Origin of the sequence: Sinomonas sp. B1-1, from assembly GCF_050474465.1 — a bacterium.
Classification (GTDB): Bacteria; Actinomycetota; Actinomycetes; order Actinomycetales; family Micrococcaceae; genus Sinomonas; species Sinomonas flava.
Genome location: NZ_JBCHVF010000002.1, coordinates 67,934 through 87,799, shown reverse-complemented (window position 1 = coordinate 87,799; position 19,866 = coordinate 67,934). Strand labels below are relative to the sequence as shown.

Below are 19,866 nucleotides of genomic sequence, written 5' to 3'. Positions count from 1 at the left end.
GGATGGCCACTGTCGAACTGCCGCTGACCGCTGGCCGGCTCGTGGACGGCGCGCCCGCGTCGACCACCGTCTTCGGGAAGGAGGGCGGCGCCGTCGTGCGCCGTTCCGTCCTCCCGGGCGGCGTGCGCGTCCTCACGGAGGCGACGCCGGGCCAGCGGTCGGCGGCGATCGGCTTCTGGGTGGGGGTGGGATCCCGTGACGAGGCAGCCGGCCAGCACGGATCCACCCACTTCCTCGAGCACCTGCTGTTCAAGGGCACCCAGCGGCGCACCGCGCTCGAGATCGCCTCGGCGTTCGACGAGGTGGGCGGAGAGTCGAACGCCGCGACCGCGAAGGAGAGCACGTGCTACTACGCGCGCGTGCTCGACACCGACCTGCCGATGGCGATCGACGTCATCGCGGACATGATCACCTCCGCCGTCCTGGACCCCGATGAGCTCGAGCAGGAGCGCGACGTCATCCTCGAGGAGATCGCCATGGACGGCGACGACCCGACCGACGTGGCGCACGAGCACTTCGTGGCCTCCGTCCTCGGAGAGCACCCGCTGGGACGGCCGATCGGCGGCACGCCCGAGGCGATCCGCGCCGTCGCCCGTGACTCGGTGTGGGAGCACTACCGCCGCTACTACCGCCCGAACGAGCTCGTGGTCACCGCTGCGGGCGGCCTCGAGCACGACGTCGTGTGCCGGCTCGTGCTCGACGCCCTCCACGGCGCGGGCTGGGGCCTGACGGAAGGCGCGCCGCCCGTCGGAAGGCGCTCGACCGTCGCCGCGGAGATCAGCGGGAGGCCCGGCCTCTCCGTGATCACGCGGCAGGTCGAGCAGGCCAACGTCATCATGGGCTGCCCGTCGATCACCGCGACCGACGACCGCCGGTACGTCATGAGCGTGCTCAATGCCGTCCTGGGCGGGGGCATGTCCTCGCGCCTGTTCCAGGAGATCCGCGAGAAGCGCGGCCTCGTCTACTCGACGTACTCGTTCGCCTCGGCCTACGCCGACGCCGGGTACTTCGGGATCTACGGCGGCTGCGCCCCCGCCAAGGTCCCCCAGGTCCTGGCCCTCATGGGCGCCGAACTCGAGAAGCTCGCTGAGCACGGCATCACTGAGGAGGAGCTCCGCAAGGCCGTCGGGCAGCTTTCGGGCGGGATTGTGCTTGCCCTCGAGGACACGGGCTCGCGCATGTCCCGGCTCGGACGGGCCGAGCTCGTCTCGGGCGAGTTCCAGGACATCGAGGAGACCCTCGCCCAGATCTCCGCGGTCACCGCGGACGAGGTCCAGGACCTCGCCCGCCTCCTCGCGAACGCGCCGCGCACCGTCACGGTGGTGGGACCGTTCGAGCAGACGGAGACCTTCGGCCTCGCCTGAGAGGTGCCTCCTTCACGACAGGGACATGACCCCTCAATCGCCATCCGGTTGAGGGGTCATGTCCCTGATGGGGGTCGTGTCCCTAGGCGAGGATGTCCTTTGTCGCGAAGCGGCCGTAGGCGAGAGCACCGAACAGGGCGACGTACCCGGCCTGGAGCCACGCATTCTGCCCGAACGAGTCCCAGGAGATCGGCTCCCGCAGGAGGTCTGCGAGGCCCAGCCACTGGTCCGTGAAGAGCCACGGGTGCAGCCACTCGAGCTGGTCGAGCGCACCGAGGATCTGGGAGACGACGGCGAGCACCGCGGTCGCGGCCATGGCCCCGACGGGGACGGATGTGAGCGTCGAGGCGAACAGGCCGATCGCGGCCAGCCCGAGCAGCGAGACGGTCACGTAGGCCGCCATCAGGAGCAGCCGCCCGAACGCCTCCGCCGCCCCCACCTGCGCCCCGGACAGGAGCGTGGCCTGCCCGAGCGGGAACAGCAGCGCCCCGATCAGGGCGCCGCCGAGCACGACGGCGAGCGCGGCCGCCGCGCAGAACACCGCGGCGCTGAGGTACTTCACCACGAGCAGCCGCACCCGCCCCACGGGGGCCACGAGCAGGTACCGCAACGTCCCGAGGCTCGCCTCTCCGGCGACTGCGTCCCCGGAGACGACGCTCACGGTGAGCGGCAGGAACAGCGGCGTGCACACCACGAGCCCCACCACGCCGGCGAAGAGCCCGTTGTCGGTGATCTGGTCGAGGAACGCCGGGCCGCGGCCGCTCGGGGGCCGGCCCGGCGCGAACTTGACGGCCAGGCCGATGAGCACGGGCACGGCCGCGAGCGCCGCGAGCATCGTCCAGGTCCGCCAGCGCCCGAACAGGACCCGCAGCTCCGAGCCGAGCAGGCGCGCGGTGTGCGCGGCGGGGCTGGCTGCCGCGCCCGGGGAAGCCGGGGGCGCCGCCTCAGCCCGCGACATCGAATCCCTCGCCGGTCAGCTCGACGAACCGCTCCTCCAGGCTCGCCGTCTCTGCCGTGAAACCCCGCACCCGCACGCCGGCCTCCACGAGGGCCGCGACGACCGCCTCGGGTGCGGGCGCGCCGTCGTGCGTCCCTGCCGCGGAGCCGCCCCCCGCGCCGGCGCCGTCCGGGGCGGCGGCGGCGACCACCCCCGGGCCCGCGGCATCGACGGCGAGCCCGAGCCGGCGCAGCACCTCGGCGGCGTCGGCCGTGTCCGGGGTGCGCACCTCGATCCGGGCCCTGGCGGACCCCCGCAGCTCGTCGAGCGGGCCCTGCGCGACCAGCTTCCCGGCGCGCAGGACGGCGGCATGGCTGCAGATCTGCTCGACCTCGGCCAGGAGGTGGCTCGAGATGAACACGGTGGTGCCGTCCTCGGCGAGGGAGCGGATGAGCCCGCGGACTTCGCGGGTCCCCTGGGGGTCGAGCCCGTTGGTGGGCTCATCGAGCACGAGCAGGTCGCGGGGGGCGAGCAGGGCCGCTGCGAGGCCCAGTCGCTGCTTCATGCCCAGCGAGTAGGCGTGGACCCGCTTGCGGGCCGCGTGCGAGAGGCCGACCCGGTCGAGCGCCTCCCCGATCCGCGCCGCGCGCGTCCGGGGCAGCGACCGGGGATCGGCGACGTCGAGCCGGGCGAGGTTCGCCGCGCCGCTCAGGAACGGATAGAACGCCGGCCCCTCTACGAGCGCCCCGACACGGGGCAGGACGGCGCGGGACCCCTGGGGCATGTCCTCGCCGAGCACCTCCGCACGGCCGCCGGTGGGGGAGACGAGGCCCAGCAGCATGCGGATGGTCGTCGTCTTGCCCGAGCCGTTGGGCCCCAGGAAGCCGAACACCGCGCCACGGGGCACCTCGAGGTCGAGGCGGTCCACGGCGGTGTGGTGGCCGAAGCGCTTCGTGAGCCCGCGGGCGCGGATCGCCGGCTGCTGGGCGTCCCCGGCCTCGGTCACCTCGCCGCCGCGGCCTCGAGGGTCGACGCCGGCACCGCGCCGGCGAGGACGCGCCCGTCGTCGGCGAGGAAGACCGTGAAGAGCGACGACGTGAGCACCCGGCCGCCCGCCGCCGGCGCCGCGAGCTGCTTGACGAGCGGCGAGTCGGCGAATCCGGCGGGCACACGGTCGGCGGGGATCACGGCGACCGAGTCCCACCCGGGCGCCTGTGTGGCTGGCGGGGCGCCCTGCGCGTGGTCCTTGGCGGGGGCAGTCCGCGCCGGCACCTGCTTCTCGGTCACGGTCGCCCCGGGGGGCGGCGTGAAGGCGAAGACGGAGGCGTCCGGGGCCGTGAGGGACAGCTGCGTGAAGGCGGCGTGCAGCGCGGCTGGCTCCTGGCCCTTCGCGTACACATCCACCGCCAGCGGAAGCCCGGTGGTCGCCTCGACGGCGATCCTCACCGAGGCGACGAGGGTTCCCGCGGCCTTGGGGGTGAGGACGAGGGTGTACGCGCTGTGGCCTGCCACGCTGGCCGCGTCGCCGAGCCTCACGTCCGTGCTGGGCCCTGCGGCGGCGAGGAAGCGCTGGGCGAGCTGGTCAGGGGTCAGGGCGGACGCGGCATCAGGGGAGGCGTGGCCGGCTCCCGCGGGGAGTACCGCATGGGTCACGGTGTTCGCCTTCGAGTCGTAGGTCCACGCGTCCGGGCCGTTGCGGACCGCGTCCCGCTCGGCGAGCTGGTCCAGCACCTGCACGCGCAGCCGCTGAGGGCCGTCGGCGTAGACCTTGGCCGTGTGGGCGCTCGTGAGGAACTCGAGCGCGGCGGCCTCCGAACCGAGAGTCGAGCTCTTCGTCGCGGGCCCGAGCGCCTGGGCCGGGATCGCCGGGAGCCCGAGATCGGCGCGCTGCTCCACCTGGCCTGAGAAGGCACGGGCCTGATGGCCGGCGGCGAGTGCGAGGACCTGCTCCGGGGTCGCGGGCGGGGGAGGGGACTCGGCTGTCGCGCCGGTGGCGAGCACGCCCACGGCGATGACCGCCGGGACGGCGGCTGCCGGAATCCAACGGAGCCATCGGCGCTGCATGGCGACCTCCTCACGAGTCTGGTTCAACGCTACGCCGCCGTCGTGCCGGTGTCGTCATCCCTCGGGAGTATCTCGAGTCGGCGGCCGCTCCGCTGGCCCGGGCCCTCAGCCGCCGGCGAAGGGCGGGAGGACGTCCACGACGTCCCCGTCGGCGAGCGGCCGGGAGCGGTCCTTCGCCGCGACCTCGTTGACCAGGAATGAGCACCGCCGCAGCACCTCGGCGAGCGCCGGGGCGTCCCGGCGCGAGCTCGCCGCGTCGCCGCTGACGGGCGCGGTGCGGTCGACGGCGAGGGCTGCCTCGAGCGCTTGGGCGAGGCTCGCGCCGTCGGGCGCGGTGAGCGGCTCCTCGGCGACGCCCGCGGCGGCCTGGGCCGCGGCGTAGTACCGCAGGGTGATCTGCACTGTTTCCTCCAGCTCGTGGTGGCCGACGGCGCGGCGGGTCGAAGGGTCGTGGCGGGCCGGGGGAGGCTCTCAGCCGCCGATGGCGGACATCGAGCGGTCCGGCTGGACGAAGTCCCCGGCCCCCAGCCCCGTGTGGTCCATGCCGTGCGCCCTGGGCTTGAGCCACATCGCGTCCTGCCAGCGCGCTGCGACGTCCTCGTCGGAGGCGTCGGAGCGCAGCAGCTGGCGGAGGTCGACCTCCTCGTGCGAGAAGAGGCAGCTCATGACCTTGCCCTCGGCCGTGATCCGCGTTCTCTTGCAGTCCGCGCAGAACGGCTCCGTCACGGAGGCGATGATGCCCACGGTGCCGAGGAGGCGGGCGGAGCCGTCGTGCGTGCCGCCCGTGCGGGGACGGACCTCGAAGCGCTCGGCGGGGGCGCCGTCGCGCTCGCGGGGGTCGGGGGAGAGGGCGAACCGCTGCGACAGGAGGGTGCGGATCTCGGCAGCCGTGACCATGCCGTCGCGGGTCCAGCCGTGGTCGGCGTCGAGCGGCATCTGCTCGATGAAGCGCAGCTCGTACCCGCGCTCGAGGCACCAGGCGAGCAGGTCCGCGGCGCCGGCGTCGTTGATGCCCCGCATGAGGACGGAGTTGACCTTGATCGGGCCGAGGCCGGCGGCGTCTGCCGCCTCGATCCCGGCGAGGACCCGGTCGAAGAACGGCCGCCGGGTGAGCTGCGCGAAGGTCTCGGGATGGAGCGTGTCGAGGGAGATGTTGATGCGTGTGAGCCCGGCCGAGGCGAGGGCGGCCGCCTTCGCATCGAGTCCCACGGCGTTGGTCGTGAGGGCGATCGGCAGGCCGGGGTGCGCGGCGCGAAGCGCGGCGACGATGTCGACCAGGTCGGCCCGCACGAGCGGCTCGCCTCCCGTGAGCCGCAGCTCCCGCACGCCGAGGAGGCGCACGCCGATGCCCACGATCCGCACGACCTCCTCGGCGGTGAGCACCGAGTCCTTCGTGAGCCAGGGGAGGCCCTCGGCGGGCATGCAGTACGAGCAGCGCAGGTTGCACTTGTCCGTCAGGGACAGGCGCATGTCCGTGGCGACGCGGCCGTACCGGTCCCGCAGGCCCTCGAACACGGGCCGGTCGGCGCCCGTGGCCCCCGACGGCCCGGCCGTTCCCGACGCCGGGGCTGCCCCCCTCACCGTGGGGATGCCGAGCTGGACTGTCATGCCTTCTACCGTACGCCAGTGCGGGCGGTCACGTCCGAGGGTGAGGTGCGCCATGGGCTCGACGCCGGAACTATTCTGGACGCATGGGAGCGCCTGAACCGCGCGCCGGCGTGCCCGGTCCGCGCCGCGGGCACGGTGTCGGTGCTGCGAACGTCCGGTGGTGGGCAGCACTGTCCGGCGTCCTCGCCGCGCTCGCGGGCGTCCTGGCGGGCGAGTTCGCGGCCGGTCTCGTGAGTCCGTCGCTCAGCCCCCTCTCGGCCGTGGGAGCAGCAGTCGTCGACTTCGCCCCGGGCGCGGCCAAGGACTGGGCCATCCAGACCTTCGGCACCGGGGACAAGGCCTTTCTCGTGGTCTCCGTCACCCTCGCCGTGGTCGTGCTGGGCGCCGTGTCCGGGATCCTCGAACTGCGCCGGCCCGGCCTCGGTGTGGGTCTGGCGGCACTTGTGGGCGCCGCGGGAGCGCTCGCGGTCGTGACCCGCTCCCTCGCGTCCCCGGGCGCCGTCGCCTGCGCCCTCGCCGCCGGGATCGTGGCGATGTCGCTCGTGCGCTGGCTCGTGGGACGGCTCCGCCGCGACGCCGTGCCCGCCGGCCAGCCGCTCGGATCCCGCACGCACGACGCCGGCCCCCCACCCGCCGCCGCAGCCCCGCCTCACAGGCCGGGCCGCCTCGCCCGGCGCGGCTTCCTCCGGGCGCTCGCGGGCACGGCCGCCGCCGTCGCGCTGGGAGGCGCGCTGACCGCCGTCGTGCGCGGAGCCTCGCTCGCTGCCGCGGCCGCTCGCGACGCCCTGCGGCTCCCGGCCCCGGCGTCCCCGGCCGAGCCGGTCCCGCCAGCGGCGGACCTGTCGGTTCCGGGCGCTGCCCCGCTCGTGACCCCCAACCGGGACTTCTACCGGATCGACACCGCGCTCGTCGTGCCGTCGGTCGACCCCGGCGGGTGGCGGCTCGACGTGACCGGCAGGGTCGCCGGGCCCGTCACGCTCACGTGGGCGGAACTGCTGGCGCAGCCGCTCGTTGAGCGCCACCTGACGCTGGCCTGCGTGTCCAACCCGGTGGGCGGCGACCTCGTCGGCAACGCGCTCTGGCTCGGGTGGCCGGTGCGCGAGCTGCTCGCCCGCGCGCGGCCCCTGCCCGGCGCGGACATGGTGCTCTCCCGCAGCGTCGACGGCTTCACTGCCGGGACCCCGCTCGAGGCCCTGACCGATCCCGGGCGCGATGCCCTGCTCGCCGTCGGCATGAACGGCGAGCCGCTCCCGCCTGAGCACGGCTTCCCGGTCCGCCTGGTGGTGCCGGGCCTCTACGGCTACGTGTCCGCGACGAAATGGGTTACCCAGCTCAAGGTCACCTCGTTCGCCGCGGACACCGCATACTGGAGCACCCGCGGCTGGAGCGAGCGCGGGCCCATCAAGACCGCCTCCCGCATCGACGTCCCCCGCGGCGGCGCCCGCGTCCCGGCCGGGGAGGTCACGGTGGCCGGCGTCGCCTGGGCGCAGCACCGCGGGATCACAGCGGTGGAGGTGCAGGCGGACGACGGCGCGTGGCAGCCCGCGCAGCTCGGAACCGGGATCTCCCGCGACACGTGGTACCAGTGGATGGCCCGCATCGCCCTCCCCTCCGGATCGCACCGGCTCGCCGTGCGCGCGACGGACGGGAACGGCGAGGTGCAGACCGCCTCCGTCGCCCCGCCGGCTCCGGACGGTGCCACGGGATACCACACCATCACGATCGAGGTGACATGACAGGACACACCGAGCCGCACGCCCTCGGCCGAGGAGGAGTGCACGGCCACCGGACCGTGCAGGAGCACCGGGCCCGGCTCGCCGAGCTCCTCGCGCCCCTCGCCCAGCGCCCCGCCCAGGAGCGGCCGCTGGGTGCCGCGCTCGGCGCAGCGCTCGCGGCGGACCTCGTCGCGCCCGTGAGCCTCCCGCCGTTCGACAACTCCCAGATGGACGGCTTCGCCGTGCGTTCGGCGGATTTCAGGGGTGACGTCGGCGGCACACGGGGTGACGTCGGCGGCACACGGGGTGACGTCGGCGGCACACGGGGTGACGTCGGCTTCAGAGGGGGTGACCTCGGCGGCACAGGGGGTGACCCCGGGCGGGAGTTCACGGTCGTCGCCGCGATCGCCGCCGGGGAGGTGCCAGCGCCTCTCCAACCCGGGCAGGCGGCGCCCATCATGACCGGAGCCCTCCTTCCCGAGGGTGCGGACGCCGTCGTCCCCGTCGAGCGGGCCGTCCCGTCCCGGTTCCCCGAGGCCGGGGCGACCGTGGCGCTGCCGGCGGTCGAGCCGGGCACCTATGTGCGGCGAGCCGGGAGCGACGTGGCCGCGGGCGCCGTCGTGCTTCCCGCAGGCACTCCTATCGGCGCACGGCAGATCGGCCTCGCCGCGGCGCTCGGCTTCACGACGCTGCCGGTGCGGGCCCCGCTGCGTGTTCTGGTGATCAGCACCGGCGCCGAGCTGGCCCCCGACGGCAAGCCGCTTGGGCCGGGCCAGATCTACGACGCGAACGGCTGGCTCCTGTCCTCGGCCCTGCGTGAGGACGGCCTCGAGGCCGAGAACGCCGTCTCCCGCTCGGACGACCCGGCCTCCCTCCGGCGCGAGCTCGCGGAGGCCGTCCGCGCGGCCGACGAGGGCCGCCTCGACCTCGTCATCACCACGGGCGGCGTCTCGAAGGGGGCGTTCGAGGCCACGAAGCTCGCGCTCGACGGGCACGACGTCGAGTTCGCGCACCTCGCGATGCAGCCCGGCGGCCCGCAGGGGCTCGGCTCCTTCGAGGGGCTCCCCGTTGTCGCCTTCCCCGGCAACCCCGTGAGCTGCTGGATCTCGTGGGAGGTGCTCCTGAGGCCGGTGCTCGCCGAGCTGGTCGGCGCGCCGCGGTGCCGGCGGCGCCTCACGGCGCCGCTCGCCGCGCCGCTCGAGTCCCCTCACGGCAAGCTCCAGGTGCGCCGGGCGAGCCTCCGCCAGGACGGGTCCGTCGCGCTCGTGGGCGGTCCGGGCTCCCACCTGCTCGGAGCGCTCGCGGTGTCCGATGCCCTCGTGCTCGTGCCCGAGGACGTCACGGACCTGGCCGCCGGAGCCGACGTGGAAGTATGGCTCACGTGACAGACATCCCACAGAGCGACCCGGAGCCGGGCATCCCCTCCGGGCTCACCCACGTCCGCGCCGACGGCAGCGCCCACATGGTCGACGTCAGCGCCAAGCCCGAGACCGCGCGCGAGGCGACGGCCCAGGCGGTCCTGACGACCACTCCACAGGTCATCGAGCTCCTGGCCGAGGGCGGGCTTCCCAAGGGCGATGCGCTCGCCGTCGCGCGAGTGGCCGGCATCATGGCCGCGAAGAAGACCCCCGAGCTCATTCCGCTCTGCCACCCCCTCCCGATCTCCAAGGTCACGGTCGACTTCGAACTGGGCACCGGGTCAGTGCGGGTCGTCGCCAGCGTCAGGACCCGCGGTGTGACCGGGGTCGAGATGGAGGCCCTCACGGCCGCCTCCGTCGCCGCGCTCGGGGTGTACGACATGGTCAAGGCGGTCGACAGGCACGCGGTCATCTCCGACATCAGGGTCCTCGCGAAGTCCGGCGGCAAGAGCGGCGACTGGACCCTCGAGGAGGGCAGCCAAGGGGTGCCGCATGACGGGGGAGCGGAGCCGCGATGAGGCGAGCAGGCATCGTCATCGCCTCGACCCGCGCCGCCACCGGGGTCTACGAGGACCGGTCGGGGCCGGTGATCGCCGACTGGCTCGCCGACCACGGCTTCGAAGTGATCCCGGCCGCCGTGGTCCCCGACGGGCCGAGCGTGGGGGCTGCGCTCCGCGCGCTCCTGGCGTTGGCGCCCGCGGTCATCGTCACGAGCGGGGGCACCGGCCTCAGCCCCGACGATCTCACCCCCGAGGAGACCCTCCCCCTGCTGGAGCGCGAGGTGCCCGGCATCATGGAGGCGATCCGCCGGGCCGGCGCCGCCAAGACGCCGCTCGCACCCCTGAGCCGGGGCCACGCAGGAACCGCCGGGCGCACGTTCATCGTCAACCTGCCGGGATCCCCCTCCGGGGTCATGGACGGGCTCACCGTCCTCGACCCCCTGATCGGGCACATCTGCGACCAGGCGGAAGGCGCCAAGGACGGCGCCGAGCACAACCACGGAGGCACCGGCCATGGCCACTGACCAGCACGCATACCCCGTCGACGTCGTCCACGCGGCTGTCGGCGCCGAACCGCTCGACGAGGCCACGGCGCGCGGCGCGGTCGACGCCCCGGACGTCGGCGCCGTCGTCCTCTTCTCCGGCGTGGTCCGCGACCACGACGGCGGCCGCGGGGTGAGCCGGCTGTCCTACACGGCCCACCCCACGGCCCAGAACACACTGCGCACGGTCGTGGAGACCGTCATCGCCGAGCACCGCGCCTCGGAGCCGGCCTCCGAGCGTGCGATGCGCGTGTGGATCGCGCACCGGGTCGGCGACCTCAAGGTCGGGGACGCGGCGTTCGTGTGCGCGGTCTCAGCCGCCCACCGCGGGGAGGCGTTCCGCCTCTGCTCCGACCTCGTGGACCGGGTCAAGGCCGAGGTGCCGATCTGGAAGGAGCAGTTCTTCGACGACGGCGGCACCGAGTGGGTCGCGGCACTCGGCTGACATCAAGGCCGGCGGGGCCGGCCCCGCACAGGGCCGCGCATCCCCCGATTCTGAGGGGGCGCCCAGCCGCCGGTACTCTGGCGGAATGGCAGAACGACTTCCCGTGGCAGTGCTGGGCGCGAACGGGCGCATGGGCTCCGAGGCCGTCAAGGCCGTCGGCGCGGCGCCCGACATGGAGCTCGTGGCGGCGCTCGGCCGCGGCGACTCCCTCGAGGCCGTGCTCGACGCCGGCGCGCGCTACGTGGTGGACCTCACCGTTCCGGACTCCACCGAGGAGAACGTCCGCTTCGCCGTCGAGCACGGCCTCCACGCCGTGGTAGGCACCACCGGGTGGACCGCCGAGAGGCTCGCCTCCCTCGAGGCCCTCCTCGCCCAGCACGCCGGCACGGGGGTCCTCATTGCCCCGAACTTCGCCCTCGGGTCCGTCCTCGCCTCCGCCTTCGCCGCGAAGGCCTCCCGCTACTTCGAGTCCGTGGAGATCGTCGAGCTCCACCACCCGGACAAGGTCGACGCGCCGTCCGGCACCGCCGTCCGCACGGCCCAGCTGATCGCCGCCGCCCGCTCCGAGGCCGGCGTCGGCCCGTCGCCGGACGCCACCGTGAAGCAGCTCGACGGTGCCCGGGGCGCCGATGTCGAGGGCGTGCGGGTCCACGCGGTGCGCCTGCGCGGCCTCGTCGCGCACCAGGAGGTGCTCCTTGGCGGCCCGGGCGAGCAGCTGACGCTCCGGCACGACTCGTTCGACCGCGCCTCCTTCATGCCGGGGGTCCTCCTGGGCCTGCGGGAGGTCGCCGCGCATCCCGGCCTGACAGTCGGCCTCGACGGCTACCTGGATCTGGGCCTGTGACCCCGTCAGGGCTCGCGGACTGGTTCCGTGCGAACCGTGCGAAGGTCGGCGTCGCCGCCGTCACGCTCCTGCTCGTCTTCTACCTGGCCGTCACCTTCGACCGGGCCAGGCTCCTGCTCGCGGATCCGGAGCCGGTCGCGAAGGCGATCGGTGCGGCCTACCTCGTGCTCCCCGTCGTCGGGGCCTGGGCGCTCGCCCGCGAGCTGATGTTCGGGGCCCGCCTCGAGCGGCTCGGGCGCCAGCTCGATGCCGAGGGCGGGCTGCCCGAGGACACCCTCCCGCGCACCCCGGGCGGCCGGATCGTGCGCTCGGCGGCCGACGCCGAGTTCGGCCGCTACCGCGCCGAGACCGAGGCAGCGCCCGAGGACTGGCGCGCGTGGTACCGCCTCGGACTGGCCTACGACGCCTCGGGCGACCGGAAGCAGGCGCGTGCAGCCATGCGCCAGGCGATCGCGCTGCACCGCAAGGCCGACTAGCCCGAGCGACCGGGTGGCGTCCCGCGTGGGCGGCCGCGCGCCGTCGTGCGCCCGGCGGCCAGTCCCAGGCGCGCGGCCCGGTGGGCGAGCGCCTCGAGCGGTCCGCGCCACCCGTTGGCCTGGACGAGCAGGCCCAGCGCGAGCGCCGCAGCGACGTGCACCGCCAGCAGGGGCTCCCGCTCCAGGCCGGCGTCCTGCACGGCGGGCCACGAGAGGGCCCAGACGTGCAGCGAGTACAGAGTGAGCGTCATGGCGCCCGCCCCGGCGAGCGGGGCCAGGAACCCGGTGCGCATGAGCGGTGCCACACGGGCCACGAGCAGGAACGCCCCGACAGCCGCCGCCGAGGTCCCCGAGGTGTGCAGGAGGTCCAGGGGTGTCCCGGAGTGCGGTGCCGCCGTCGTGAGCCACCACCACGTGCCCACCTGGTCGACGCCGCTCAGGTTCGCCTCCAGCATCGCCCGCAGGGGCCAGATTGCGGCCTGGTCTGTCGTCATGAGGGCGTTGATCCCCCCGAGGGGCACGAGGAAGGACCACGCGGCGGTCTTCGCCGCCACCGCCACCGCCGCGCCGCCCACGAGCAGCCCGACCTGTGTGGACGCGCGGGTCAGGGGAGCGCGGCCGATCCACAGGCCCACGAGCAGGTAGGCGAACCATTGGAAGACCGGGTAGTACCCCGTCACCATGAGGTCCGCGAGGAGCCGGCCCGGGTCCCCGAGGTCCTCCCAGGTCGGGTTGTGCGCGAGGTGCGGGGAGGGCCCGGGACTCAGGAGCACCGGCCGGACGAGGAATGCGACGACCGGCGAGAGGAGGATCCACGCTCCCGCAAGCAGCCCGAGCGCGCGGCGCCCCAGCCCGACCACCGGGAGCGCGCACCAGAAAAGGAGCGCGTAGTGCACCAGGATCACAGCGACGTTCACCTCGACGAGGCCGAGCGTGAGTCCGACGACGGCGATCACCCCAGCGCGCAGCGCGAGTCCGAGGCGGTTGCGAGCGGCCGGGACGCGGCCGAGCGTGAGCGAGACCCCCGCAAGGACTGCGAACAGGGCGGCGGCGCGCCCGGACAGGGAGGTGCCGACCCACGTCGCGGACCACAGCAGCGTCGTGGGGTCCTGCTGGAAGGTGGGCAGGATGTGCGTCGTCATCATCGCGATGAGCGCCGTGCCCCTGGCCATGTCGAGCCCGACCAAGCGGTGGGTGCCTGTGGCGCCCGCGGCAGGTCCGCGCCTGCCCGGGAGCGGCGCGCGTGCGCCCGTGCCCCTTCCACCCATGCAGGGATCGTCTCATGAGCGCATGTGCGCATGTGCGAGGGCTGCACGTCTTCGCCGCATACCCTTGATATTCGTATATATGTTCGATTAGGCTGCGGTGCATGGCCGTCCCGGATGCCGCGCCGGGACGGCCAGAGTCCCGTCCGCCGCCCCGGTCCTGTCCCCCGGGGCGGCGGACGACCGCCTCGCGCCCGCGCAGGGCGGCAGCCGGGGAAGGAGGTCCGGGGGCTGCCCGGCAGCGTGTCCTAGGATGGGCCCTATGTCCGCCGAGCTCGCCGTGGCCGCAGTGCAGTCCGTCCCCCTGCCGGGAGGGATCGCCGCGAACATCGACGAGCACATCCGTCTCCTCGAGGACGCGGACGACCACGGCGCCCGGCTCGCCGTCTTCCCCGAGCTCTCGCTCACCGGCTACGACCTGTCCCTCCTCTCGGACGAGGCGAACTGGCTCACGAGCCCCTCCGCCCAGCTCGCCCAGCTGCAGGCAGCCTGCGAGGACATGGGCATCATCGCCGTCGTGGGCGCCGCGGTCCGCGAGCCCGACGGCACGCCGCGCCTTGCGTCGGTACTCGTCCGGCCCGGCGCCGCCCCGCTGATCGCCGGAAAGGTGCACCTCCACGGCGCCGAGGCAGAGCTCTTCGAACCCGCAGACCAGCCGACGCTCGTCGACGTCGACGGCTGGTCCCTCGCCCTCGCGGTGTGCTTCGATGTCGCCCAGCCCAGCCACGCGGCCGAGGCGGCCGCCGCGGGTGCCGACCTGTACGCGGCGTCGGCGGTCTACGTCGTCGGCGAGGAGCGGCGGCTCGACCTCCACTTCGGCGCGCGCGCGATGGACAGCCGGTTCTTCGCGCTCCTCGCCAACGCCGGCGGCGAGAGCGCCCTCGGCCGCTCCTGCGGCCTGAGCGGGGTCTGGGGGCCGGACGGGCACCGGATCTCGCGCGCTTCGGGGACGGGAACGGAAGTCGTCTCGGCGCTCCTGTTCCGCTCGGCGCTCGAGCACCAGCGCCGCTCCGCCTGAACCGCCCGCGTTGCCCAAAGCGGCGCCGCACAGGGTAACGTTCTTTGCATGGCTGACACGGACATTCGCACGCGCATTTTCGGGACCCTCCTCACCGCGATGGTCACCCCGTTCACTGCAGACGGCGATGTCGACTACGATGCAGCGGGCAAGCTGGCCGCCAAGCTTGTCGACGACGGCTGCGACGGCCTGGTCGTCACCGGCACCACCGGGGAGACCTCGACCCTGACCGACGAGGAGAACCTCGGCATGTTCAAGGCCGTCCTCGACGCCGTCGGCGGCCGCGCAAAGGTCATCGCAGGCACCGGGACGAACGACACCCGCCACTCGGTGAGCCTGTCCCGCCGGGCGGCGGAGATCGGCGTCGACGGACTCCTGCTCGTCACCCCGTACTACAACAAGCCCAGCCAGGCCGGCGTCCAGGCGCACTTCGAGACGATCGCCTCGGCGACGGACCTCCCGGTCATGCTCTACGACATTCCCGGCCGCTCGGGCATCCCGATCGCCACCGAGACGGTGCTCCGCCTCGCGGAGCACCCCAACATCGTCGGCCTCAAGGACGCGAAGGCCGACTTCGGCGCCGTCTCGGTTGTCCTGGCCAAGACGGACCTTGCCGTCTATTCCGGCGACGACGGTCTCACGCTGCCGTGGATGGCCGCCGGCGCGCTCGGCGTCGTCTCCGTCACGGCGCACGTCGCGACCCAGCAGTTCCGCGCGCTCGTGGACGCGGGGCTCGCCGGGGACTTCGCGGCGGCGCGCAAGGTCCACTTCGAGCTCGAGCCCGCGATCCGCGGCATCATGACACGCGTCCAGGGTGCTGTCGCAGCCAAGCAGGTTCTCAAGTGGCAGGGTGTCCTGCCCAACTCCGTCGTCCGGCTCCCGCTCGTGGAGCCCGGTGAGGCGGAGCTCGCCCTTATCCGCAACGATCTGGCCGAAGCCGGAATGGACTTCGCCTAGGAAGAAGCACAGCATGACCCAACGCGCCCTGCCCGTCCTCACCACACCGCCCCCGCTGCCCGCGGGGTCACTGCGGGTCGTCCCGCTGGGAGGGCTGGGCGAAGTCGGACGGAACATGGCCGTCTTCGAATTCGGCGGCAAGCTCCTGATCGTGGACTGCGGCGTCCTGTTCCCAGAGGAGACCCAGCCCGGCGTCGACCTCATCCTGCCCGACTTCTCGTACATCGAGGACCGGCTGGGAGACGTCGTCGCTGTGGTCCTCACCCACGGCCACGAAGACCACATCGGCGCCGTGCCCTACCTCCTGAGGCACCGGCGTGACATCCCGCTCGTCGGCTCGCAGCTGACCCTCGCGCTCGTCGAGGCCAAGCTCGCGGAGCACCGCATCACCCCGCGGCTGCGCGTCGTCGAGGAGGGGCAGGTGCTGGACTTCGGTCCGTTCCAGACCGAGTTCGTCGCCGTCAACCACTCGATCCCGGACGCCCTCGCCGTGTTCATCCGCACCGCGGGCGGCACGGTGCTGCACACGGGCGACTTCAAGATGGACCAGCTCCCGCTGGACGGCCGCATCACCGACCTGCGCCACTTCGCCCGCCTCGGCGAGGAGGGCGTGGACCTCTTCATGGCGGACTCGACCAACGCCGACGTCCCGGGGTTCACGACCGCGGAGAAGGAGATCGGCCCCACCCTCGACCGGCTCTTCGGCCAGGCCCGGAAGCGGATCATCGTGGCGAGCTTCTCCTCCCACGTCCACCGCGTGCAGCAGGTGCTCGACGCCGCCCACCACCATGGCCGCAAGGTCGCCTTCGTGGGACGCTCCATGGTGCGCAACATGGGCATCGCCGCCAAGCTCGGGTACTTGGACATCCCGCCGGGCATCCTCGTGGACATCAAGGCGATCGACGACATCCCCGACCACCGCCTCGTCCTCATGTCGACCGGCTCCCAGGGCGAGCCCATGGCGGCGCTGTCCCGCATGGCCAACGGCGACCACCGCGTGCAGGTGGGGGAGGACGACATGGTCATCCTCGCGTCGTCACTGATCCCGGGCAACGAGAACGCCGTGTTCCGGGTCATCAACGGGCTCCTCAAGCTCGGCGCGAAGGTGATCCACAAGGGCACGGCGAAGGTCCACGTCTCGGGCCACGCCGCTGCCGGCGAGCTGCTCTACTGCTACAACATCATCGAGCCGCTCAACGCCATGCCCGTGCACGGCGAGACCCGGCACCTCATCGCCAACGGGAACCTCGCGCTCGAGACGGGCATGGAGCCCGGGAGCGTGATCCTCGCGGACAACGGCACCGTGGTCGACCTGGCCGGGGGTGTCGCGAAGATCGTCGGACAGGTCGAGGTCGGCTTCGTCTACGTGGATGGATCGAGTGTGGGCGAGATCACCGACGTCGACCTCAAGGACCGCCGCATCCTGGGCGAGGAGGGCTTCATCTCGGTCATCACGGTCGTCAACCGCTCCACCGGCAAGGTGGTGACCGGCCCCGAGATCCACGCCCGCGGCGTGGCCGAGGACGACGCGGTGTTCGATGACATCATTCCCAAGATCAACGCCGCGCTCGAGGAGGCGATCCTCGCCAAGGCCGACCACAATGCCTACCAGCTGCAGCAGGTCGTCCGCCGCGTCATCGGGACGTGGGTGAGCCGCAAGCTGCGCCGCCGCCCCATGATCATCCCGGTGGTGCTCGAAGCGTGACGCGTACGGCGCCCCAGGGCGCCTGAGGCCGGAAGGGCCGCCGATTCCGTGGTGATCCGCGGAATCGGCGGCCTTTCGCGGTACGGTGGCGAGTATGGCGACTCGCACCTCCTCCACGCCTAAAGCCAGCACCTCTAGAGCCAGCGCGTCCAAGACGGGTTCGTCCCGTGCGGGCGGCTCCGGGTCCTCCCGTGCTGCCTCGGGCAGGGGACGCGGCACGGCCAAGGGAGGCACGACTGCGCGCGGCCGGGTCACGAGCACCGACGCCGGCCAGCCGTGGCTCTCCCGCGTGATCGGGGGCGCCTGGCTCGCCCTCGCACACGCGGTGGGCGGCGGCGTGCGCCGCATCGGCACGGACGTGAGCGACCTCGAGCCCGAGGACCGCCGCGACGGAGCCGCACTGTTCAACCTGGTGCTGGCCGTCTTCATCGCGACCTTCGCGTGGTGGGGCTGGCAGGGGTGGTTCCCGGACGCCGTCTACGCGGTGGTGAACGGCACGTTCGGCTGGGTCTCCCTCCTGCTGCCGCTCATGCTCGGGGTGTGCGCCTTCCGCCTGTTCCGGAAGCCGGCGGACCACCGCGGCAACAACCGCGTGGGGATCGGCTTCCTCGTCATGGCCTTCTCGGCCACGGGACTCGCGCATGTCCTCGGAGGACTGCCGTCGGCCTCTGCCGGGTTCGAAGGGCTCCGCAGGGCCGGCGGGATGCTGGGATTCCTCGCGTCCTCGCTGCTCGCCGTCGTCCACCCGGCGGTGCCCGTCGTCGTGTACTCGGTGCTGGCGTTCGTCTCGGTGCTGATCGTCACCGCCACCCCCTTCGCGGCGATTCCGCGCCGCATCCGCGAGGGCTGGGAACACCTCATGGGGGTCGACCTTCCGCGCGACGAGCAGGGCGACGGGCACGACCGCAGCTACCTCTACGACTCCGACCGCCGGGCCGAGGCGGCGTCGAAGGCCGGGCGCCCCAAGAAGAAGCGCAGGCTATTCGGGAGGGATGAGGAGCAGCCCACCGAGGCGCTTGACGGATTCGCGGGCGACGAGCCGTACGAGCGCGCCGTCGTGGACGAGGAGGACCGCGACGCCGCGGCTGCGATGCCTGCCCCCGCCGCGGGTCGGTCCCAGGCGGAGGCCGCAATCGAGAAGATCCGGGCCGCGCAGGGCCGGCCGGGGCAGCCGGAGAAGGGGCCCGAGGGAGCGACCGAGGCAATTCCCACAGTCGGGCTCCCGACGCCGAACCCGGGCGCAGCGCCCAAGGTCCCGTCGACCCCGGTGGCGCCCACGCCGCCGCCCACCCCGATCCCGCAGCGCACCGAGCAGCTCCAGCTCTCCGGCGACGTGGCCTACACGCTGCCGACCTCGGACTTCCTTGTCCAGGGGAGCGCCCCGAAGGAGCGCACCGAGGCGAACGACGCCGTCGTGGCCGCGCTGACGGACACCCTGACGCAGTTCAACGTCGACGCCGAGGTCACCGGCTTCTCCCGTGGCCCCACGGTCACCCGGTACGAGATCGAGCTCGCGCCGGGGACGAAGGTCGAGAAGGTCACCGCCCTGAGCAAGAACATCGCCTACGCGGTGGCGAGCTCCGACGTGCGCATCCTCAGCCCCATCCCGGGGAAGAGCGCGATCGGCATCGAGATCCCCAACACCGACCGCGAGACGGTCTCGCTCGGCGACGTGCTGCGCAGCCAGAACGCGCGCCGCACCGACCACCCGATGGTGATGGGGGTGGGCAAGGACGTCGAGGGAGGCTTCGTCGTGGCGAACCTCGCCAAGATGCCGCACCTGCTCGTCGCAGGCGCGACCGGAGCGGGCAAGTCCTCGTTCGTGAACTCGATGATCACCTCGATCCTCATGCGGGCCACCCCGGACGAGGTCCGCATGGTCATGGTGGACCCCAAGCGCGTCGAACTGACCGCGTACGAGGGCGTGCCGCACCTCATCACACCGATCATCACGAATCCGAAGAAGGCCGCCGAGGCCCTCCAATGGGTGGTCCGCGAGATGGACGCGCGCTACGACGACCTTGCCAACTATGGCTTCAAGCACATCGACGACTTCAACAAGGCGGTGCGCGCCGGCAAGGTCATTCCGCCGCCCGGGTCTGAGCGCAAGGTCAGGCCCTACCCCTACCTGCTCATCATCGTGGACGAGCTCGCCGACCTCATGATGGTCGCCCCGCGCGACGTCGAGGACTCCATCGTGCGCATCACCCAGCTCGCCCGCGCCGCAGGCATCCACCTCGTGCTCGCGACCCAGCGTCCTTCCGTCGACGTCGTCACGGGCCTGATCAAGGCGAACGTGCCCTCGCGCATGGCGTTCGCGACATCGTCCGTCACCGACTCCAGGGTCGTCCTCGACCAGCCGGGCGCAGAGAAGCTCATCGGACAGGGCGACGCGCTCTTCCTCCCGATGGGTGCCTCGAAGCCCATGCGCGTCCAGGGCGCCTGGGTCTCCGAATCGGAGATCCACAAGGTGGTCGAACACGTCAAGGGACAGCTGCAGGTCACCTACCGCGACGACGTCGCCGCCGAGCCCGAGAAGAAGCAGATCGACGAGGAGATCGGCGACGACCTCGAGGTCCTCATCCAGGCCACGGAACTCGTCGTCACCACCCAGTTCGGTTCGACGTCGATGCTCCAGCGCAAGCTGCGCGTCGGCTTCGCCAAGGCGGGACGCCTCATGGACCTCCTCGAATCCCGCGGCGTGGTGGGCCCCTCAGAGGGTTCCAAGGCGCGCGACGTCCTCGTCAAGCCCGACGACCTGCCCGCCGTGCTCGCCGCGCTCCGCGGCGACGACGCGCCGTCGTCCGCCTCGAACCCGACCGATGCCGCGCTGGCCGACAACGCCAGCGCCAACCACCGCACGGGCGAGTACGAGAACGACTCGCCGTACGCCGAGGACCTTGTGGCCCGGGACCTCGACGGCCGCCCGCAGGCCGTGGACTACCACGACGGCGAGGACGACGGCGGCGGCGAGGACGCGTGGCAGCTCACCGGACGCTAGGCTGAGT

The 19,866-nt window shown here is 73.0% G+C and carries 18 protein-coding genes; 12 read left to right on the top strand and 6 right to left on the bottom strand.

Annotated elements, in window-relative coordinates; genetic code table 11:
- The first annotated feature begins 2 nt into the window (after positions 1-2).
- Positions 3-1,364, top strand: a complete 1,362-nt coding sequence (locus tag ACQ5BE_RS05085; protein WP_430295866.1) for a M16 family metallopeptidase — start codon at positions 3-5, stop codon at positions 1,362-1,364.
- A gap of 82 nt (positions 1,365-1,446) precedes the next feature.
- On the opposite strand, the gene ACQ5BE_RS05080 is transcribed toward ACQ5BE_RS05085, so the two are convergent.
- From ACQ5BE_RS05080 to moaA, 5 genes are all read right to left on the bottom strand, one after another.
- Complete coding sequence (locus ACQ5BE_RS05080) at positions 1,447-2,322, bottom strand: ABC transporter permease (RefSeq protein ID WP_430295864.1); 876 nt, start codon at positions 2,320-2,322, stop codon at positions 1,447-1,449.
- Entirely contained in the window at positions 2,309-3,307 is a 999-nt protein-coding gene (locus ACQ5BE_RS05075; protein ID WP_430295862.1) for an ABC transporter ATP-binding protein, read from the bottom strand. The genes ACQ5BE_RS05080 and ACQ5BE_RS05075 overlap by 14 nt, the downstream gene beginning before the upstream one ends.
- Positions 3,304-4,365 carry a LolA family protein gene (locus tag ACQ5BE_RS05070; RefSeq protein ID WP_430295860.1) on the bottom strand — a complete coding sequence of 354 codons (1,062 nt, stop codon included), beginning with the start codon at positions 4,363-4,365 and terminating at the stop codon, positions 3,304-3,306. Before ACQ5BE_RS05070 ends, ACQ5BE_RS05075 begins: the two co-directional genes overlap by 4 nt.
- Positions 4,366-4,470: 105 nt before the next feature.
- Positions 4,471-4,761, bottom strand: coding sequence for a MoaD/ThiS family protein (locus tag ACQ5BE_RS05065; RefSeq protein ID WP_430296274.1), 291 nt, complete (start codon positions 4,759-4,761; stop codon positions 4,471-4,473).
- A gap of 75 nt (positions 4,762-4,836) precedes the next feature.
- Positions 4,837-5,973: a GTP 3',8-cyclase MoaA gene (gene moaA / locus ACQ5BE_RS05060; protein ID WP_430295858.1), complete on the bottom strand. Its 1,137-nt coding sequence runs from the start codon at positions 5,971-5,973 to the stop codon at positions 4,837-4,839.
- Between the two features lie 83 nt (positions 5,974-6,056).
- Between moaA and ACQ5BE_RS05055 the strand changes: the two genes are divergently transcribed.
- The 7 genes from ACQ5BE_RS05055 to ACQ5BE_RS05025 all read left to right on the top strand — a co-directional run bounded on the left by ACQ5BE_RS05055 (position 6,057) and on the right by ACQ5BE_RS05025 (position 11,913).
- The gene (locus tag ACQ5BE_RS05055; protein ID WP_430295856.1) at positions 6,057-7,709 is read left to right on the top strand and encodes a molybdopterin-dependent oxidoreductase; all 1,653 of its coding nucleotides are present in this window, start codon (positions 6,057-6,059) and stop codon (positions 7,707-7,709) included.
- Positions 7,706-9,073, top strand: a complete 1,368-nt coding sequence (locus tag ACQ5BE_RS05050) for a molybdopterin molybdotransferase MoeA (RefSeq protein ID WP_430295854.1) — start codon at positions 7,706-7,708, stop codon at positions 9,071-9,073. The genes ACQ5BE_RS05055 and ACQ5BE_RS05050 overlap by 4 nt, the downstream gene beginning before the upstream one ends.
- Positions 9,061-9,624, top strand: a complete 564-nt coding sequence (moaC, locus tag ACQ5BE_RS05045; protein WP_430295852.1) for a cyclic pyranopterin monophosphate synthase MoaC — start codon at positions 9,061-9,063, stop codon at positions 9,622-9,624. Before ACQ5BE_RS05050 ends, moaC begins: the two co-directional genes overlap by 13 nt.
- Positions 9,621-10,130 carry a MogA/MoaB family molybdenum cofactor biosynthesis protein gene (locus tag ACQ5BE_RS05040; RefSeq protein WP_344301068.1) on the top strand — a complete coding sequence of 170 codons (510 nt, stop codon included), beginning with the start codon at positions 9,621-9,623 and terminating at the stop codon, positions 10,128-10,130. Before moaC ends, ACQ5BE_RS05040 begins: the two co-directional genes overlap by 4 nt.
- Positions 10,120-10,593 (top strand): molybdenum cofactor biosynthesis protein MoaE, encoded by a 474-nt coding sequence (locus ACQ5BE_RS05035; RefSeq protein ID WP_430295850.1) that lies wholly within the window; start codon positions 10,120-10,122, stop codon positions 10,591-10,593. Before ACQ5BE_RS05040 ends, ACQ5BE_RS05035 begins: the two co-directional genes overlap by 11 nt.
- An 85-nt stretch (positions 10,594-10,678) precedes the next feature.
- Positions 10,679-11,437 carry a 4-hydroxy-tetrahydrodipicolinate reductase gene (gene dapB / locus ACQ5BE_RS05030; protein WP_413250566.1) on the top strand — a complete coding sequence of 253 codons (759 nt, stop codon included), beginning with the start codon at positions 10,679-10,681 and terminating at the stop codon, positions 11,435-11,437.
- Positions 11,434-11,913 (top strand): tetratricopeptide repeat protein, encoded by a 480-nt coding sequence (locus ACQ5BE_RS05025; RefSeq protein ID WP_430295848.1) that lies wholly within the window; start codon positions 11,434-11,436, stop codon positions 11,911-11,913. The genes dapB and ACQ5BE_RS05025 overlap by 4 nt, the downstream gene beginning before the upstream one ends.
- On the opposite strand, the gene ACQ5BE_RS05020 is transcribed toward ACQ5BE_RS05025, so the two are convergent.
- Positions 11,910-13,181, bottom strand: coding sequence for a heparan-alpha-glucosaminide N-acetyltransferase domain-containing protein (locus tag ACQ5BE_RS05020; RefSeq protein ID WP_430295846.1), 1,272 nt, complete (start codon positions 13,179-13,181; stop codon positions 11,910-11,912). The genes ACQ5BE_RS05025 and ACQ5BE_RS05020 overlap by 4 nt on opposite strands.
- 259 nt (positions 13,182-13,440) lie before the next feature.
- Here ACQ5BE_RS05020 and ACQ5BE_RS05015 point away from each other — a divergent pair, with 259 nt between their 5' ends.
- The 4 genes from ACQ5BE_RS05015 to ACQ5BE_RS05000 all read left to right on the top strand — a co-directional run bounded on the left by ACQ5BE_RS05015 (position 13,441) and on the right by ACQ5BE_RS05000 (position 19,859).
- Entirely contained in the window at positions 13,441-14,196 is a 756-nt protein-coding gene (locus ACQ5BE_RS05015; RefSeq protein ID WP_430295844.1) for a carbon-nitrogen hydrolase family protein, read from the top strand.
- Positions 14,197-14,244: 48 nt separating this feature from the next.
- Complete coding sequence (gene dapA / locus ACQ5BE_RS05010) at positions 14,245-15,153, top strand: 4-hydroxy-tetrahydrodipicolinate synthase (RefSeq protein WP_430295842.1); 909 nt, start codon at positions 14,245-14,247, stop codon at positions 15,151-15,153.
- A 13-nt stretch (positions 15,154-15,166) separates the two neighbouring features.
- Positions 15,167-16,858, top strand: coding sequence for a ribonuclease J (locus ACQ5BE_RS05005; protein WP_430295840.1), 1,692 nt, complete (start codon positions 15,167-15,169; stop codon positions 16,856-16,858).
- A 94-nt stretch (positions 16,859-16,952) separates the two neighbouring features.
- Entirely contained in the window at positions 16,953-19,859 is a 2,907-nt protein-coding gene (locus tag ACQ5BE_RS05000; protein WP_430295838.1) for a DNA translocase FtsK, read from the top strand.
- The last annotated feature ends 7 nt before the right edge of the window (positions 19,860-19,866 follow it).

Bases quoted from the DNA above. Each gene is read 5' to 3' on its own strand.
- ACQ5BE_RS05085 (WP_430295866.1), top strand. From the start codon at position 3: ATGGCCACTGTCGAACTGCCGCTGACCGCTGGCCGGCTCGTGGACGGC.
- ACQ5BE_RS05080 (WP_430295864.1), bottom strand. From the start codon at position 2,322: ATGTCGCGGGCTGAGGCGGCGCCCCCGGCTTCCCCGGGCGCGGCAGCC.
- ACQ5BE_RS05070 (WP_430295860.1), bottom strand. From the start codon at position 4,365: ATGCAGCGCCGATGGCTCCGTTGGATTCCGGCAGCCGCCGTCCCGGCG.
- moaA (WP_430295858.1), bottom strand. From the start codon at position 5,973: ATGACAGTCCAGCTCGGCATCCCCACGGTGAGGGGGGCAGCCCCGGCG.
- ACQ5BE_RS05055 (WP_430295856.1), top strand. From the start codon at position 6,057: ATGGGAGCGCCTGAACCGCGCGCCGGCGTGCCCGGTCCGCGCCGCGGG.
- ACQ5BE_RS05050 (WP_430295854.1), top strand. From the start codon at position 7,706: ATGACAGGACACACCGAGCCGCACGCCCTCGGCCGAGGAGGAGTGCAC.
- moaC (WP_430295852.1), top strand. From the start codon at position 9,061: ATGGCTCACGTGACAGACATCCCACAGAGCGACCCGGAGCCGGGCATC.
- ACQ5BE_RS05040 (WP_344301068.1), top strand. From the start codon at position 9,621: ATGAGGCGAGCAGGCATCGTCATCGCCTCGACCCGCGCCGCCACCGGG.
- ACQ5BE_RS05035 (WP_430295850.1), top strand. From the start codon at position 10,120: ATGGCCACTGACCAGCACGCATACCCCGTCGACGTCGTCCACGCGGCT.
- dapB (WP_413250566.1), top strand. From the start codon at position 10,679: ATGGCAGAACGACTTCCCGTGGCAGTGCTGGGCGCGAACGGGCGCATG.
- ACQ5BE_RS05020 (WP_430295846.1), bottom strand. From the start codon at position 13,181: ATGGGTGGAAGGGGCACGGGCGCACGCGCGCCGCTCCCGGGCAGGCGC.
- ACQ5BE_RS05015 (WP_430295844.1), top strand. From the start codon at position 13,441: ATGTCCGCCGAGCTCGCCGTGGCCGCAGTGCAGTCCGTCCCCCTGCCG.
- dapA (WP_430295842.1), top strand. From the start codon at position 14,245: ATGGCTGACACGGACATTCGCACGCGCATTTTCGGGACCCTCCTCACC.
- ACQ5BE_RS05005 (WP_430295840.1), top strand. From the start codon at position 15,167: ATGACCCAACGCGCCCTGCCCGTCCTCACCACACCGCCCCCGCTGCCC.
- ACQ5BE_RS05000 (WP_430295838.1), top strand. From the start codon at position 16,953: ATGGCGACTCGCACCTCCTCCACGCCTAAAGCCAGCACCTCTAGAGCC.